The following is a 16,355-nucleotide window of genomic DNA, read 5'->3' as shown; positions in this document are numbered from 1 at the left end:
GCCTTTTACCCAACTACTTATGTCAGAAAAAATTCAACTCGATGATATTATCCCAGAAGAGCTCAACGGCATGCGCCTCGACCAGGCCCTGGCCAGAATGTTTCCAGAGTTCTCCCGCGGTCAGCTGACAAAGTGGATTAAAGCAGGTGATGTCAGCGTCAATGACCATCAACCTCGCCCGAGGGACAGTGTTTCCGGTGGCGAGCAGGTCACCATCAACACGACGCTGACCATTCAGGATGACAGTTGGAAAGCTGAACCCATTTCTCTGGATATTGTTTACGAGGATGAAGACGTCATCATTCTCAATAAAGCGGCTGGCATGGTTGTCCATCCCGGTGCCGGTAATCAGCAGGGCACGCTGGTCAATGCCCTGCTTTCCCATGCCCCGCAGCTTGCGAACCTGCCCCGCGCCGGCATTGTTCACCGCATCGACAAGGCCACCACAGGTTTGCTGATGGTTGCCAAAACGCTGCAAGCGCATAATTCGCTGGTCTCCCAGTTGCAGGCCCGTACCGTGGTGCGTGAGTATCAGGCTATTGCCGTCGGGGTGATGACCGCCGGCGGCACTGTCGATGAACCTATCGGTCGCCACCATATCGACCGTAAACGTATGGCGATCAGCCAGGGAGGCAAACCCGCCGTGACCCATTACCGGGTGGAACAGCGCTTCCGTGCTCATACCTATATACGCTGCAAACTGGAAACCGGCCGGACTCACCAGATACGGGTACATATGGCGCATATCCGGCACCCCTTACTCGGAGATCCAGTCTATGGGGGGCGCTTCAAAATTCCCAAGGGGATGTCGGAAAAGTGTCGGGAAGCCATTCAGGGTTTCCGTCGACAGGCACTGCATGCCGGTGTGTTAGGCTTCAAACATCCGACCAGCGGCGAAGAGGTCAGCTGGCAGGTGGATTTGCCGGAAGATATGCAGCAAATTCTGGCTGAGCTGGCTGAAGATGACGCACGGGATGAGGAATGACAGCACAGCGCCGCTTTCATGAAAAACTGAGCTGGCTGCTCGACAACAGCATCACCCTTCCGGGTGGATATCGTATAGGACTGGACGGGTTTATCGGCCTGATTCCGGGCCTGGGCGACTTTTTCAGTGGCCTTTTGGCATCACTTATCGTGATCAAAGCCAATCAACTGGGTGTACCACGCATGGTGTTGTTCAGAATGGTGATTAACGTCCTGATTGATACAGGAGTGGGCAGTCTGCCTGTCGTCGGTGATTTATTTGATTTTATCTGGAAAGCGAATCAGAAGAACAGCGAGCTGCTGACACATTATGAGCAGGCACCGGAGCAGACGGTTCGCCGCTCTATGCTGGAAAATCTGGCTTTTATTCTGGCTATTGTTTTTATTCTGGCACTGTCCGTGATATTAATCGGCTGGCTACTCGGTCTTGTATGGTCGCGCATCCAGAGCTACTAAACTCGTCAAACAGGAGAATTTTATGGACTTAATTCGCGTTCTTATCGCCATCCTGCTGCCCCCGCTGGGCGTATTTCTGCAAGTCGGCCTGGGCGGCGCCTTCTGGCTCAATATTCTGTTAACCCTGCTGGGTTATATTCCGGGAATTGTGCATGCAGTCTGGATTATTGCCAAACGCTGAACCTGGTATTTTGTACCCGTCTCTATCCCTTGACGGTCCTGTTTCCTGAACTTTAGGCCTTTGGAAAATCAGTAATGAATAAAGTTTTAATTTCCGTTCTGGGCAGTGATCAGCCCGGCATCATGGCCAAAGTCGCCACGGTGATCAAACAGCATAATGGCAACATCGAAAACCTGAGCCAGACACTGCTGGATAATGCTTTCGGGGCGCTTTTGTTGGTCAGTCTGGCCGAGGATGACAGCGCCGAAAAACTGCAACAATCACTGCAGGAACAGAGTCAGGGAATGAATTTGTATATTCGTGTTCACCCCTGGCAGGCTGAAGCCTCAGACTGGTATAGCAACAAACGTGAAACCCAGCCCTACATCGTGACCGCAATTGGACCCGACCGCCAGGGACTAGTGGCCGAAATCGCTGGCGAATTGTTCAAGCACGGTGTCAATATCACCAATATTCAGGCCATTTTCAAAGGCGGTAAAAACCCGATGGACAATCTGATGGTGTTTGAAGTGGATGTGCCTCGTGCTACCGTCATGAACGATCTGCGCGATGCCTTAGATGCCATTGCCGCCAGGCTGAATCTGGAAATCAGCGTCCAGCATCGCAAGATTTTCGAATCCGTCAGTAATATCCTTAACTAACCGCCGTTAATCCAGGACAAAGCATGCTTACGCCAAAAGAGATTATTTCCACCCTGCAAATGGTCCGCGAGGAAAACCTGGATCTCCGTACCGTCACGGTCGGTATCAATTTAACCGACTGCGTGAGTGACGATATTGAGACATTCAAACGCAAGATTTATGACAAGATCACCCGCACTGCGGGACAACTGGTGGTGACCTGCAAACAGATTGAACGCCGCTACGGTATCGAAGTGGCCAACAAGCGTATTTCGGTGAGCCCTATCGGGGTGGTTGGGGCGCCTTTCAATGCCGACCAGATGGTGGAGATTGCCCTGACCCTGGATAAAGCCGCGATCGAGCTCGGTGTCGATTTTGTCGGTGGCTTCAGTGCACTGGTTGAGAAAGGCATGAGTCGGGGCGATCAGGCGCTGATTCAGGCCATTCCGCAAGCCCTCACCGAAAGCCAGCGGGTCTGTTCCTCAGTCAATGTCGCCAGCACCCGCGCCGGACTCAACATGGATGCCATCAAGCGCATGGGGGTGATAATCAAACAAGCTGCTGAGATGACCGCTGACGATGATGGTCTGGCTGCTGCCAAACTGGTGGTGTTTGCCAATATTCCACAGGATGTGCCGTTTATGGCCGGCGCTTATCTCGGCATTGGCGAGGCTGACGCAGTGGTCAGTGTCGGTGTCAGCGGGCCCGGTGTAGTCAAAGCCGCGCTGCATCGCGCGATGGCAGAAGAGGAAAACCTTGATCTGAGCCGGGCTGCCGATGTCATCAAACAAACCGCCGCCCGCCTCACCCGTGCCGGTGAACTGGTCGGCCGTGAAGTCGCAGAAATCCTGGGACTGCCTTTCGGGATCGTTGATTTGTCGCTGGCCCCAACACCCAACGAAAATGACAGTGTCGGTGAAATTTTCGAAACCATCGGCCTGCCGGCGATCGGTGCGCCGGGCAGTACCGCGTTTCTCGCCATGCTCAATGATGCCGTGAAAAAGGGCGGTGCCTTTGCCAGCTCTCATGTGGGTGGTCTCAGTGGCGCCTTTATTCCGGTCTGTGAAGATCTGACCATTGCCCGCTCAGCCGCCGAAGGCACGCTGCGACTGGAAAAACTGGAAGCCATGACCGCGGTCTGCTCTGTTGGCCTGGATATGATCGCCCTCCCCGGCGATACCTCCGCTGAAATGCTGTCTGCCGTTATTGCCGATGAAATGGCTATCGGTGTGATTAACAAGAAGACTACAGCGGCCCGCCTTATCCCCGCACCGGGCAAAAAAGCCGGTGACCATGTTGTTTTTGGTGGCTTATTGGGAGAAGGCCCGGTAATGGCCGTTAACCTGGGCGATCAGGAAAACCGCTTTGTTCGTCTTGGCGGTCGGATCCCGGCACCGATTCAAAGCCTGGTTAATTAAAGATCACTGCAGCTCACCCTGGCCTGATGTGAGCTGCTCCCCTCCCCTATGATTAGGGGTTGCGAATATTCTGAATTTTTCCTCATACTCAGTGTCAATATCCATTGAGGGTAAGGCACACCAATCCCCTGAAAGTCCCTGAATCCAGTGTTTTAATGCTGGATGCATCACAATAATCCAATATTGATAGCCGTCTCGATTGAAGCGTGTTTATTGATATGGAATATTAGTCCCGCTCTCTAAAGTCATCGTGCTCCAGATGAACGAATCCCCCTTAACTTCAACAGGGAGAATTGACCCGCGTGTTAATCAACGGCACTACGCAACAGCCCCCAAAACATTACATTACTGCTCTGCTAATGACTGGACTATTGCTGGTATCAGGTCTATCTATCAGTCAAGCCAAACCGCAATTGACGGATATACAAACGGGCACGCCATTCACCCATCAGACTGTCATTGAACTTGCCAGAGCCTTGTCTGAAAAAGCCTTTGAGGCGCCCGGGAAAGCGCCCGAATCACTCACCAGTCTGAGTTACGCTGAATACCGTAAAATCAATTTTCAGCAGCGGGCAGCCATTTGGGGAAACAGCCCCACGCTATTTTCAATACAGTTATTCGCCCCCGGCTATTTGTATGAACATCTTATCGATGTCGATATTGTTGAGGATGGCATGGCTTACTCGGTGGGGCTCAACGAAGCCTCTTTCAGCGTGCCGCGCGAGTCGATGGCAAAGATACTGGCAGATATCGGTAAATATGCCGGGATTCGTTTGCATTACCCGCTCAACAATGCTGATTACAAAGATGAATTCCTGGTCTTTCAGGGCGCAAGTTACTTCCGGGCTGTGTCCAAAGATCAACAATACGGGCTATCCGCACGCGGCCTCGCCATCGACGTGGCTGAATCTCAGGGCGAGGAACATCCCATCTTCCGACGATTCTGGGTAGAGCGGCCCGGCGAGAAACAGAAAGCGATTGTGGTTCATGCGCTGCTCGACAGTCCCGGCGTTACCGGTGCCTATCGCTTCGGTATATATCCTGACGACCCAACCAGGATGGATGTGAATGTCATTCTGTTTCCCCGCCGCGATCTCGATCATGTGGGCATTGCCCCACTGACCTCAATGTTCATGCATGGAGACATGCAGTCCGCCGATAAGCCTGACTACCGGCCTGCGGTCCATGATTCGGAAGGGCTCGCGATTATCAGAGGCAATGAAGAGCGCGTCTGGCGTCCGCTCAGCAACCCCAACACACTGCAGATTAGTGCCTTTATCGATGAGGACCCCAGAGGCTTCGGACTGATTCAACGTTCCAGGAACTTTCACCATTACCAGGACCTGGAAGCGATGTATCACAAACGGCCTTCGCTATGGGTTAAGCCCCTTGGAGACTGGGGAAAGGGCCAGCTTCAACTGGTGGAAATTCCGTCTGAAAATGAGGCAAACGATAATATCGTGGCCTACTGGCGCCCGGCTGAAACCCTCAAAAAAGGCCAGAAGTACCGTTATTCCTATCGTTTGACCTGGCCCGACAAACCCGGCTCGCAATCTAATCAGACTCAAGTCATCAGAAGCGCCAGTGGACTCAGGCTGCAGGATAATCAGCGGGAAATCGTCATTGATTACAGTCATATCGAAGCGGAAGACATTAAAAACATTAGCGTCAATGCCACGCTGGATCAGGGCCATTTACTGGCATCCCGTATTCAACATAATCCCGAAACCGGTGGAGCGCGGGTATTTCTGACATTTGATGAGCAGGATGCCAGTACGATTGAATTTCGTGTCCAGCTCAAAAAAAATCAGCAAGTACTGACTGAAACCTGGCTTTATCGTTGGATTAAACCCACTTTATTTGCGGATGGACTATGAAAGCAGAGCGCGCACTACCAGAGCTTGCCCCGCTGGATATGCCCCGCCATCGGGTCAACGAAAAAGGCTTCACGCTCAAAAGGCATCAGCGGCAGTTTTTTTACCCGCTGACCACCTTTCTGGCACGGCTATTTATCACAGTGACAACCGTCGCTTTGTCGGCATTCGGCATCAGCGAGATGTACAGTGTACTGAGCACGACTACAGTCACCCTGTTGCAGTGGCTGTTTCTGACACTTTTCAGCATAAACTTTACCTGGATATCTTTTGCCTTCTCACAGGCTTTTCTGGGTTTTCTTCTGACCCTGAAACCCAGAATTCTGAGAGTCCCTGAAGCCGCTGAAGCGCCTTTCAAAACGGCCATTCTCGTGCCCATCTACAAAGAAGAGCCGGCACGGATTGCTGCCGCGATTAAAACCATGCGGCAGGAACTGCTTATTAAAGCGCCGGGGAAATATGCTTTTTTTATCCTCAGTGATACCAATCAGGCGGAAGCCTGGCTGGCAGAAGAGCAGGCCCTGCTGGAACTGTTTGATAATGATCAACACGCCTGCCCGGTGTATTACCGCAGACGTGCCAGCAATAAAGAACGTAAAGCCGGCAATATCGCTGACTGGGTAACGAACTGGGGCGCTGACTACGAAGCCATGATCGTGCTGGATGCAGACAGCATCATGAGTGCAGACAGCATGATAAGTCTGTCACGCCGACTTGCCGCAGCGCCTGAAGTCGGCCTTATTCAGACACTGCCGACCATCGTCAATGCCCGCAGTCTCTATGGACGACTGCAACAATTCGCCAATCATTGCTACGGCCCGATCTATGCTGCAGGTTTATCAGCCTGGCATGGTCTGTCTTCAAATTTCTGGGGTCATAATGCCATCATCCGCACCCGGGCCTTTGCAGAGGCATGCAATTTGCCGATTCTGCCCGGGAGCCCGCCGTTTGGGGGACATATTCTCAGTCACGATTTTATCGAAGCCGCCATGCTCAGACGGCGCGGCTGGGGAGTCAGGTTTGATACCGATATCCGTTGCTCCTATGAGGAAGCCCCACCTTCTCTGGTAGACGTGCTGACACGCGACCGCCGCTGGTGTCAGGGCAACCTGCAACACAGCCGCCTGTTGCTGGCACATGATCTGGTCATGCCCACCCGAATTCATATTCTGTCGGGCATCATGTCTTATCTGAGTGCGGTGTTCTGGCTGGCCCTGATCATCACCGGGCTGGCTATCGCGGTTCAGGCGCAGTTTGTCAGGCCTGAATATTTTTCCGATCCTTCTTTGTTCCCGACCTGGCCGGTTTTCGACGCAGAACGGGCCCTCAGGCTGTTTGTGATCTCCATGTTTGTGTTGCTGGCACCCAAAATTTTTGGCTGGTTCAGTGCGATGGTTAATTTCAGGCGTTGCAAACATTTCGGTGGTCCGGTTTTACTGACCGGCAGTACCTTATCGGAGATGTTGCTGTCCGCGCTGTATGCGCCCACGCTGATGCTGGCCCAGTGCAATGTGGTATATAAAATATTACGGGGCAAGGACAGTGGCTGGAATCCACAATCACGCGATGATGGCGCTTTATCTCTTCAGCAGGCCTACCAGGCGCATCGCGGTCATACCCTGTTTGGCATCGTGCTGGGCGGCATTGCCTACCTGATCAGTCTGGAACTGTTCTTGTGGCTATTGCCGATCGCGGGCTGTCTGATGCTGTCTATCCCCCTGTCATGGCTCAGCGGTGGCGAAAAAAGGGGCCGTATTTTCAACTGGCTGGGACTTTTCCGGTCACCGGAGGAAAAACATCCCGCTGAGATTCTGAAAAGCTTCAGAGACAATACGCAGAATTTACGGCCCATGTTACCGGTTGACGCCCCACTCCAGTTTCTCAACAACAATCAGCCGCTGTTTTGCTGGCATCTGGCACAGTTGCCTTTACTGGATGCGTATAGTCCAGGGGAATTCCATGCCCCCACTGTCACAGCAAAATGGAAGCTGGAGCAGGCTGCGACTTTACAGGAATTGCAGGCATGGCTGGACCCGCCGGAGATGCTGGCCTTGCTGTCGCAACATTCACATATTCAGAAATTGCGTGAAAATGGCCTGGTTGAGCTTAGTTAGTCTGTTGTTACTTTGAAAATATCGGCCATTCCCCTGCTCTGTTGAATCCGTGCTGGAATAAAGTTGGGCCGGCGCCCGGACTATCAATTTTTCCGAAAAAACTGGCTTTGAATCACACAAGTTGAAAACCAGCTGATCTAAAGTGCTTTTCAGACAGTCACTCAAGGGCTATGAATGAAATCATCGAATCTCATCAATACACCGTCATGGTGCCTGGTTGTGCTGGCGCCATCCCCGCTATCAGGAAAAAGCCATGTCTGAAAAAATAGCCAAGGCGCTTTTTCTCATTTCATTGATTCTCCTTGTTTATGGCTATGGCTTTTTCAGTCATCGTCATCACCTGTTTCCGGCAGACTTTGTCTATTTCCTGCAAAACGGACTGAAAGAGGCCCTCAGCCTGGCAGATGACGATTTGCCATTTCAGTACTGGGAAACGGACAAAACCCGGAAAATAATCAACAACAACCCGGACAAAATGGCGCCGGGCCTTACTTTAATAAGCCGCGTGGGCAATGATGACAAACTCATCGCAGAGGTGATTAATGCTGATGGTAAGGTGATTCATCACTGGTCTCTGGACTGGTTTGATATCTGGCCCGATGCCAGCCACCTGCCTGAATACCTCAACCCAAAGGAACCACCCGGTAGCCATATTCATGGCATGGTGCTGATGAAGGATGGCAGTCTCGTCTTCAATTATGATGGACTGGGCTTGGTGCGTGTAGATGCAAACAGCGAGGTTATCTGGCGTCTCCCTTATCGCACCCATCATTCGCTTTACCAGTCCGGGGACGGCCATCTCTGGGTGCCGGGAATGATTACCCATGAAAAACCCATTAAGGATCTACCGTTTTACAAGCCCAATTTCGATGAATTCACTATTCTTGAAGTAGATCCCGATAATGGCAGTATTCTTCAGGAAATCTCGTTACATACCCTGTTCCAGAAAAACGAGCTCCAGGGCCTGCTTTATCTCTCCTCTCTGGATCTGCATCCGGAATCACAGGGCGACACGCTGCACCTGAATGATATTGAACTGTTCCCTGAAGACATGGAGCCCGGTTTTTTCAAGCCTGGTGACATCATGCTTTCAATGCGCAATATCAATACCGTACTGGTATTCGATAAAAACAGCTGGAAAAAGAAATTCATCTCTATCGGTCCATTCGTACGTCAGCATGATCCCGATTTTGTTGATGGCAATACCATTTCTATTTATGACAATAATGACTCCGCACCGGCAGAATCCGGCGTTCAGAGCAGAATTTTGCTTCTGGATGCGCCCAGCGGTGAGATATCAGTCGCCTACACCGGCAATGAGAAAGAGCCCTTTTTCTCATTTCTGCTGGGTAAACATGAGTGGCAGAAAAACGGCAATATTCTGATTGCTGACTCCCGCAATGGGAGAGTCATTGAAGTCACGCCTGATGGCGAAATCATTTGGGAGTACAACAATATTGTCAGGGATGGCGTAGTCGGCTTCGTCGAGACCGCTCAGAGGCTTCCAGCCCATTTTTCGCCTGACTTTTTCAGGCAACTGGAAAGGCACGAAAAATCAGCAAGCTCGCCTGAAACCGCTTCTTCGAACTAACCAAAATGGTATCCGACCATGATTAGAGCCTTCTCTGTTTTTATATTATTGTTATGCAATCTGCTTCAGCCGGCCTATGCCTATATCGGTCCGGGGGGCGGACTCACTGCGATTGGGGCCATTATTGCCGTGATTGCTGTCGTGATTGTTATCTTTTTCGGCTTTTTGTGGTATCCCATCAAACGCTTACGTAAAAAATGGCAGTCGCGACGTCGCGAAACTGACAGCTCGGATAAGACTTCATAATGGTCATGCTGACAGAGCTCGCAGGCGCTTCTTTTCTCGTTGCCGGCTTTCTGATTCTGTTCAAACTACTCAATCTGATGGAACAGGCAAGAGATACGCTGACTGCCTCCCGATTGTCACTGTTTGAAATCAGTCGCCGTGACATTGATGATGAGGAAAAAGAAAAGAACCTGCGTGCGCATAGCCTCAATCTGTTGAAAGCGATCGCTGCGCTGATGCTGGGCAGCATCATGGCTGCCGGTCTGCCGCTTGTCATCCTGTGGGGGCTGGATATCGTCGATCTGATATCGCTGGAGGCGACACTTCGGACAGCCTCTTCGTGGCCGTTTCTCCTGGTCGCCACCATCGTCACGCTAGGCGTATTCTGGCGATCTTTTCAGCGTCAGCGTGGACACCATAACGAAGCCACAGCGTTTGAGAACCGCTATTCCGGCAGCACACGAATTCTGCATAACCTGGCTTTTGCCAGTGTTCCCGTACAACTGGCCCTGGCAGACCTCGAAGATGCTGTATATCTCAAACACACCGATGCGGATGCTGACCAAGATCCGGTCTTCATCACATCCTTGCCACGCGCAGGTACCACCCTGTTGTTGGAATTGTGTTTCGCAACAGGTGAGTTTGCGACACACAGCTATCGTTACATGCCGTTTGTTTTTACACCAGTGCTATGGCAGCGTCTCACAAAACGCATGCAGACAACCGGCGAGTACCGTGAGCGGGCGCATGGCGATGGCATGCTGGTCAATGAGGACAGCCCGGAGGCATTTGAAGAAATGCTTTGGATGGCGCACTGGGACAGACCCTATGATAAACACCGGATCAGTCCCTGGCAGCTATCGGAGCACCCTGATTTTCTGAAGTTTTTTCGCAACCATATGCGGAAAGTTGTCTATCTCAGTCATATACAGACAAGGACAACAGCCAGACGCTATGTGTCGAAAAACAATCTCAATATCGCGCGCATCGACTGGCTGTTGAGCCAGCTGCCCACCGCTAAAATTGTCATCCCCTTCAGACATCCGCTGCATCACGCCGAGTCATTACTGCGTCAGCATCTGCGCTTTTTAGCCATTCATGAGTCTGATCCTTTTGCCCGTCATTATATGGCAGCTATCGGTCACTTTGATTTCGGTGCCAATCTGCGGCCGGTGAACTTTGATAACTGGCTGGATGATAAGGCACTTCCACCAGCGACGGATATCAACTTCTGGATCGCTTACTGGATTGCCGCGTATCGTCACTTATTAGCGAAGCCGGATGCCAATATCATTTTTGTCGACTATGATGCGCTTTGTCGTGAACCTCAACAAACCCTGTGCCAGCTGGCTGGATTCCTTCAGTTAACCGAGCCGGAGAGACTTATCGGCCAACATGACAGACTGCAGATAAAGTCTCAACGCAGTCACTTTGATAGCACCATACAGTCCCACTATTCAGAACAGGCTCATGAGCTCCACGAGCAACTTAAAGCCAGAAGCCGCTTGAATATCACTGAGACCGGCCGTGTAACCAATTGAGTGACAATGAAAACTGCGAGTGGATATCACCCGCTTATTTGATGCTTATAGTGCCGGTCATGCCCAGTTCGGCATGGGTCATATTGGCAGCCTCATCATCAACATGGCAGTGTAAGTCATCAAGCTCACCGGTCTGCACCGGCACAAACCACCATTCAACACGCTGTCCGGGAAAAACCTCGATCTCACTGATATCACCTTTGATTTCAGCTGTACGGCTGAATTCGCCCTGCGTTTCCTGCATGACCTGAACCTTTCGGGAAAAGACCCGTTTCGCCAGACCAAAGGAAGTGAAATAGTGTTTAACCTGGCTATTGTTGATTAGCACCAGTTTGTAAAGCTTGCCTGTTTCAAACTCCAGATGGCTGGGTGAGAAGCGGTGTTCATTCCCGACACCAAGCTGCACTTCGACCGTTATCGGCTCCTGACGGGTTAAATCCCCTTCAGCTGAAACTGTCGTACCAAGACTTAAAAAGCCGGTCAACATGAGTAAGGTCAACCACTTTACTGAATTAACAGACTGATTGAAGGCCTGATTGAGCATACCGCTTCTCCTTATATTTATGGCAGTTGTAGTTTAAACAGATTGAGCCGCTATCCGGATTCAAATTTATGACGCGCTTTAATTCACATAGTTTCTGACGTAATATCAATTCAGATAGTCACATCCGCAGGAGAGGCTATGCAAATCAGCAAACCGGCATTGATGTTATTACTGATGGTTCTCCCCGTTTATGCCGGGGAAACCGCCGATAACACAGCAACTGATGAGCCCCTCCCCATCGTGCTCTGGGATCGGCTCAAAACCAACAGCAGCAAGACCTGGCAATCTCCCACCCAGCGTGAACTCTACATCCCGTTATTCAGCTGGCATGTGCCTTTTGCCTGGGACAGTGATCGCCGCAGGCAATACAATGAGCAAGCATGGGGGGCTGGCTACGGACTCACCCGTTATGATGCTGACGGTGACTGGCATGGACTCTACCTGATGGTGTTCAGAGACTCACAGGATGAATGGGAACCTGTAGCAGGCTACGGCTACGAAAAAATCTGGCATCCGCTGGAACAGAATCCGGATTTCAGGCTCGGTCTGGGTCTCAACGCCGGGTTGACCATGCGCGATAACTGGAACTATGTGCCAGTTCCTTATGTGCTGCCGCTGGGATCAGTGGGATACAAGAAACTGACCTTCCAGGCTACCTTTGTTCCCGGGCTGCGTAATAAGGGGAATGTCTTTCTCGGCTGGTTACGCTGGCAATTTGACTGATTCACTAATCAAGCGATGCCAGTAATTGCTTGAGTGCTATTCTGACTTCATCAATCGCCTTGCTCATGTCATCGACAGCAGCCTGCTCATGACCTACCTGATCCCAGCCTGCCGCCCACTGAAGCTTGAGCTTATCGGCTTTCTCAGCAACGTCTGTGTCGGTCAGTGTGCTCAGGTCACTGATTAACCCGACTAAGACCCAGCCCTTCCGGGGACTGCCTGCCTGAAAATCATCATCGTAATGTGCCGTGTAGATAATCTGTTCCAGCGAAGCCAGGTTAATCAGAATTTCAAAACTGGCAGTACGGATATTGTTGTTTTGCTCAGACACCTCCATGCGCCAGACGTTATAGGAGAAGCCCAGCAGTGCGAAGAGAACGCTGAAAACGACTGTCAGCTGATAATACCAAAGCTTATTTTCAAATGACATGATGGGTTCAGACCTCATTCTGCCTGCCTGACCAGGGCAATGGAGTGGCTCAGCAGCTGACTATCACCGGGCACACCATGGCCGGGAATCACTATCCTGACTTGCGGATAACGTGCCTGCATTCTTTGCAGTGAGGTCGGCCATGCTGCCAGATCGGCATCGATAGTATTACCGGCAGTGTCCCGCCCTGCCTCATGGATCGCACAGCCGCCAAACAGGATATCCGCATCCGGCAGGTAAACTACCAGATTATCCCGGGTATGGCCTGCCCCGGGGTAAAACACTTCCAGTGGCCCTATCGATACTGCATCACCTGCATTATCGAGTCCGGTCAAAATGGCTTCGGGCACGGTATTATCTGCCGCTGCCGCCAGTTCGCGTGTTAACTCGGTAGCGTAGACTTTGATGCCATGGGCTTTGAGCACTTGATCGCCGGCCACCCGGTCATCATGAAAATGCGTTGATATCGCCCATCTCACCGGCAGACCGATCTGTTCATCAATGGCTTTCAGCAGAGACTCTGTGGCTTTTTCACCCCAGGCGGGGTCGATCAGGAATAGTGCCCTGTCCTGACGGACAATCAATCCATTGGAAGGATAACGCATACCATTTTCAAACACCCAGGTCGAGATATGTATCCAGACATCGGGATGAATTTGTTTCAGCGCGACTTCACCCGGCGCCACGTCGCTAATACCCGGATGCTTATTGTCTGCAGCAATCGAGACAGACAACATCAATGCCATAACGAACAGTAACAGGCGTGTTGCCAAGCTGAATCCCTCCTATTTTTGTGTCGCGTTGTAACTGGTCATCAAACAACGGTAATTTGGCAGATGATTGGAAAATAATGTGCCAAGCCCTTCCACATCATTACGCCAGTCACGGTGCAGTTCGCAGGCGGCGCCGAACCAGGTCATCATCTGAGCGCCTGCCTGTGACATCCGCATCCAGGCCGCATCACGGGTGGTCTTGTTGAAGGTACCAGAGGCATCGGTGACAACAAAGACCTCGTAGCCCTCTTGCAGTGCCGACAAGGCCGGGAAAGCGACACAAACTTCGGTGACGATACCCGCTATCAGTAACTGCTTTTTACCGGTCGCTTTCACTGCATTGACAAAATCTTCATTATCCCAGGCGTTGATATTACCGGGCCGCGCGATATAAGGCGCATCGGGAAACAACGCTTTGAGTTCCGGCACCAGCGGTCCGTTGGGGCCGTCTTCAAAACTGGTGGTGAGAATCGTCGGCAGCTTGAAGTATTTGGCGCAGTCAGCCAGGGCCAGCACATTGTTTTTGAAATCATCCGGCGAGAAATCATGTACCAGATTGGTCAGACCGGACTGGTGATCAACCAGCAGACAAGCCACCTGATCCTTATCCAGACGGTGATACTGAAAATCGGGATTCATTGCAGCACTCCTCTACCAATGAATAAAAGTCTGTTCCAGAAACAGACAATACGTTCCGGAGAATCCGTGTTCCGCCCTTTATTTATAACAAGACCCGGAATGATTTAACAGCAGAAAAATGCCCGTTCAGCCGGTACAGGAAAAACAATATCAGCGACATAGGTGATTGTGGATGGGGGGATAAACGAATGGACATATCTGGTCGGAGTGAGAGGATTCGAACCTCCGACCCCTGCCTCCCGAAGGCAGTGCTCTACCAGGCTGAGCTACACTCCGTCTTCATGGCATTATAAAAACACTTTCCCAATTAGGGAACTGCTGAGGTGGCAGAATGATCATGTCATGCTGTCTGTTACATCTACTCGCATATAAAGATACAGAATCAAACTGCTCATCTCTTGACATTTAGTAGCCAGTAAACGACGCCCAGGGCTATCGTGACCACGCCCAGTGCAACCAGCAATTGATATTCAGTCTTGTGTATATCCAGAATAATAAACTTTCTCGACACTGCAAGTAATGCAATCAGAATAATAACCTTAGTTTGAATAATACTCTGTTGCCGGGTGACTACATATTGAAGTGTGTGATTGAATTCCAGCGCAATCAGAACGGTCATAATTTCACCGAACACTCTTTGGAAAACAACATACTGTAGCGGGTTATGGGCTTTAAGTATGAGTTCCGATATTACGTCTACCGTTAAACGATACATAGCGACCAGAACAACAAAGGTCACGATACAGGTAAGGACCAAAGCCATGATCGTCTCAAACCGCTGATAGAACGTCATGATTGCCCACTGTTCCGGCAGTAGCTTCTTCAACATAGTGCACCTCTCATGAACAAGCTTGATGCCATCAAAAAATAGTGCGCTGAAGCTGAATTTCAAGTACAGAAGGATAAAAATAAAAAAGGCCGGATAAACCTAAACCGGCCTTAATATCACAGCATTGTGAGACTGAATCTGTAGCCCATATGAACCGTTAACGGAGGCCTGACCTAGTCCAGGCCTCCGGCCGTCATCTTTCTGGCCACTTTCGCTACATGCTCGCCCTGAAAACGGGCAATGGCCAGTTCATTTTCTGAAGGTCGCCGGCTACCGTCACCGCCGGCAATTGTACTGGCCCCATAAGGCGTGCCGCCGGTAATCTCATCCATATTCGTCAATTCAGAGACCGAATAAGGCACCCCGACCACCACCATACCGAAATGAAACAGATTGGTATGGAATGAGGTGAGCGTGGTTTCCTGACCACCATGCTGACTGCCGGTGGATGTGAATACGCTACCGACCTTGCCTATCAGTTTGCCTTTGGCCCATAGTCCACCGGTCTGATCCAGAAACTGACGCATCTGAGCGCACATATTGCCATAGCGGGTGGGGGTGCCAAAGATAATAGCATCATAATCAGCAAGTTCATCCGGGGTAGCGACAGGTGCATCCTGATCCAGTTTGGCACCGGCGTTTTCAGCCTGTTCTTGAGACATTAATTCGGGAACACGCTTGAGGGTCACCTCGGTACCATCAACCTTTCCAGCGCCTGCTGCGACTGCTTTAGCCATCGTTTCCACGTGTCCGTACATACTGTAATAAACCACAAGTACTCTAGTCATGCGACCTCCGTCTGATTATTGGTTTAACCACTGTAAAGCGCTTTTGGGATCATCAAAGAACCTGATTTCACCGGAAATAAACCAGCTACTCAGTCTGGCGATTACTGCCTGCCACTTCTTATAGCCGTAAATGGCAACTTTTTCGAACTCATTGCCGTGTTTCAGTGCCAGCCTGAAGTCATCCCAGACAGCCCTGGCTTCCCAGCCTTCCAGTTCTACTGCATCAATAAAAGCATTGACCTTAGGGGCTCGAATCTCGGCCAGTGCCGCATCCAGCATCGGCATCATGCTCTGATAATCTTCATGTGTCAGCTTGCCGCTGACTTTCAGCGACAGGAAAAACTTTTCGCCTGAATGCTCCAGGCCGATGCTCAAACCATGTCGTTTCAGTTCCATATTGCAAGCTCCATGAACCCAGACCTTACATACTAGATAAGGTCCCTGACAGCGCGCTTGGTTCCAATTGGATCAGCAAAATGAAGTTCAGCATGCAAGAGATGTCCCGTCCTAAAATACGTTGACAGTATTCATCACAGCCAGCGGTATTATGTCGCTGGCTTTATTATGCACTTCTTGAGGTGTTTTCATATTCAAGCTCAGGTGCGGCCTAAAGACATTGTACGCT

The 16,355-nt window shown here is 50.9% G+C and carries 18 protein-coding genes and 1 tRNA gene; 11 read left to right on the top strand and 8 right to left on the bottom strand.

The features are described 5' to 3' along the window. Positions 1-19 precede the first annotated feature (19 nt). The 10 genes from rluD to FH755_RS11435 all read left to right on the top strand — a co-directional run bounded on the left by rluD (position 20) and on the right by FH755_RS11435 (position 11,004). Positions 20-985 carry a 23S rRNA pseudouridine(1911/1915/1917) synthase RluD gene (rluD, locus tag FH755_RS11480; protein ID WP_292441258.1) on the top strand — a complete coding sequence of 322 codons (966 nt, stop codon included), beginning with the start codon at positions 20-22 and terminating at the stop codon, positions 983-985. Then, the gene (locus FH755_RS11475) at positions 982-1,440 is read left to right on the top strand and encodes a DUF4112 domain-containing protein (RefSeq protein WP_292441257.1); all 459 of its coding nucleotides are present in this window, start codon (positions 982-984) and stop codon (positions 1,438-1,440) included. Before rluD ends, FH755_RS11475 begins: the two co-directional genes overlap by 4 nt. Before the next feature lie 22 nt (positions 1,441-1,462). Beyond that, positions 1,463-1,621 (top strand): YqaE/Pmp3 family membrane protein, encoded by a 159-nt coding sequence (locus FH755_RS11470; RefSeq protein WP_292441256.1) that lies wholly within the window; start codon positions 1,463-1,465, stop codon positions 1,619-1,621. Between the two features lie 74 nt (positions 1,622-1,695). Further along, on the top strand, positions 1,696-2,262 hold the full coding sequence (locus tag FH755_RS11465) for an ACT domain-containing protein (RefSeq protein ID WP_292441255.1): 567 nt from the start codon (positions 1,696-1,698) through the stop codon (positions 2,260-2,262). A gap of 23 nt (positions 2,263-2,285) precedes the next feature. Then, entirely contained in the window at positions 2,286-3,659 is a 1,374-nt protein-coding gene (locus FH755_RS11460; protein ID WP_292441254.1) for a PFL family protein, read from the top strand. 359 nt (positions 3,660-4,018) lie between these two features. Beyond that, positions 4,019-5,536, top strand: a complete 1,518-nt coding sequence (locus FH755_RS11455) for a glucan biosynthesis protein G (protein WP_292441253.1) — start codon at positions 4,019-4,021, stop codon at positions 5,534-5,536. Then, the gene (gene mdoH / locus FH755_RS11450) at positions 5,533-7,647 is read left to right on the top strand and encodes a glucans biosynthesis glucosyltransferase MdoH (protein WP_292441252.1); all 2,115 of its coding nucleotides are present in this window, start codon (positions 5,533-5,535) and stop codon (positions 7,645-7,647) included. The genes FH755_RS11455 and mdoH overlap by 4 nt, the downstream gene beginning before the upstream one ends. 253 nt (positions 7,648-7,900) lie before the next feature. Further along, positions 7,901-9,238 carry an arylsulfotransferase family protein gene (locus FH755_RS11445; RefSeq protein WP_292441251.1) on the top strand — a complete coding sequence of 446 codons (1,338 nt, stop codon included), beginning with the start codon at positions 7,901-7,903 and terminating at the stop codon, positions 9,236-9,238. An 18-nt stretch (positions 9,239-9,256) separates the two neighbouring features. Then, positions 9,257-9,484 carry a hypothetical protein gene (locus FH755_RS11440; RefSeq protein WP_292441250.1) on the top strand — a complete coding sequence of 76 codons (228 nt, stop codon included), beginning with the start codon at positions 9,257-9,259 and terminating at the stop codon, positions 9,482-9,484. After that, entirely contained in the window at positions 9,484-11,004 is a 1,521-nt protein-coding gene (locus FH755_RS11435; RefSeq protein WP_292441249.1) for a sulfotransferase, read from the top strand. The genes FH755_RS11440 and FH755_RS11435 overlap by 1 nt, the downstream gene beginning before the upstream one ends. A gap of 34 nt (positions 11,005-11,038) precedes the next feature. On the opposite strand, the gene FH755_RS11430 is transcribed toward FH755_RS11435, so the two are convergent. After that, positions 11,039-11,548 carry a hypothetical protein gene (locus tag FH755_RS11430; RefSeq protein WP_292441248.1) on the bottom strand — a complete coding sequence of 170 codons (510 nt, stop codon included), beginning with the start codon at positions 11,546-11,548 and terminating at the stop codon, positions 11,039-11,041. Between the two features lie 138 nt (positions 11,549-11,686). Here FH755_RS11430 and pagP point away from each other — a divergent pair, with 138 nt between their 5' ends. Beyond that, positions 11,687-12,271 carry a lipid IV(A) palmitoyltransferase PagP gene (gene pagP / locus FH755_RS11425; RefSeq protein WP_292441247.1) on the top strand — a complete coding sequence of 195 codons (585 nt, stop codon included), beginning with the start codon at positions 11,687-11,689 and terminating at the stop codon, positions 12,269-12,271. A 4-nt stretch (positions 12,272-12,275) separates the two neighbouring features. Here pagP and FH755_RS11420 read toward each other — a convergent pair whose 3' ends face one another. The 7 genes from FH755_RS11420 to FH755_RS11390 form a co-directional block, all read right to left on the bottom strand. Further along, complete coding sequence (locus FH755_RS11420; RefSeq protein ID WP_292441246.1) at positions 12,276-12,719, bottom strand: hypothetical protein; 444 nt, start codon at positions 12,717-12,719, stop codon at positions 12,276-12,278. After that, the gene (bla, locus tag FH755_RS11415) at positions 12,716-13,474 is read right to left on the bottom strand and encodes a subclass B1 metallo-beta-lactamase (protein ID WP_292441245.1); all 759 of its coding nucleotides are present in this window, start codon (positions 13,472-13,474) and stop codon (positions 12,716-12,718) included. The genes FH755_RS11420 and bla overlap by 4 nt, the downstream gene beginning before the upstream one ends. A 12-nt stretch (positions 13,475-13,486) precedes the next feature. Then, on the bottom strand, positions 13,487-14,113 hold the full coding sequence (gene ycaC / locus FH755_RS11410; protein WP_292441244.1) for an isochorismate family cysteine hydrolase YcaC: 627 nt from the start codon (positions 14,111-14,113) through the stop codon (positions 13,487-13,489). A gap of 199 nt (positions 14,114-14,312) precedes the next feature. After that, a tRNA-Pro gene (locus FH755_RS11405) sits at positions 14,313-14,389 on the bottom strand. 115 nt (positions 14,390-14,504) lie between these two features. Beyond that, entirely contained in the window at positions 14,505-14,942 is a 438-nt protein-coding gene (locus FH755_RS11400) for a phosphate-starvation-inducible PsiE family protein (protein ID WP_292441243.1), read from the bottom strand. A gap of 173 nt (positions 14,943-15,115) precedes the next feature. After that, positions 15,116-15,730, bottom strand: a complete 615-nt coding sequence (gene wrbA / locus FH755_RS11395; protein ID WP_292441242.1) for an NAD(P)H:quinone oxidoreductase — start codon at positions 15,728-15,730, stop codon at positions 15,116-15,118. Positions 15,731-15,745: 15 nt separating this feature from the next. Beyond that, positions 15,746-16,126 (bottom strand): STAS/SEC14 domain-containing protein, encoded by a 381-nt coding sequence (locus FH755_RS11390; RefSeq protein WP_292441241.1) that lies wholly within the window; start codon positions 16,124-16,126, stop codon positions 15,746-15,748. Positions 16,127-16,355: the final 229 nt, after the last annotated feature.

The organism is Methylophaga sp. (genome assembly GCF_009711715.1).
Lineage (GTDB): Bacteria > Pseudomonadota > Gammaproteobacteria > Nitrosococcales > Methylophagaceae > Methylophaga.
Note: the sequence above shows the minus strand (reverse complement) of the source record. Positions and strands in the feature narration are given on the sequence as shown.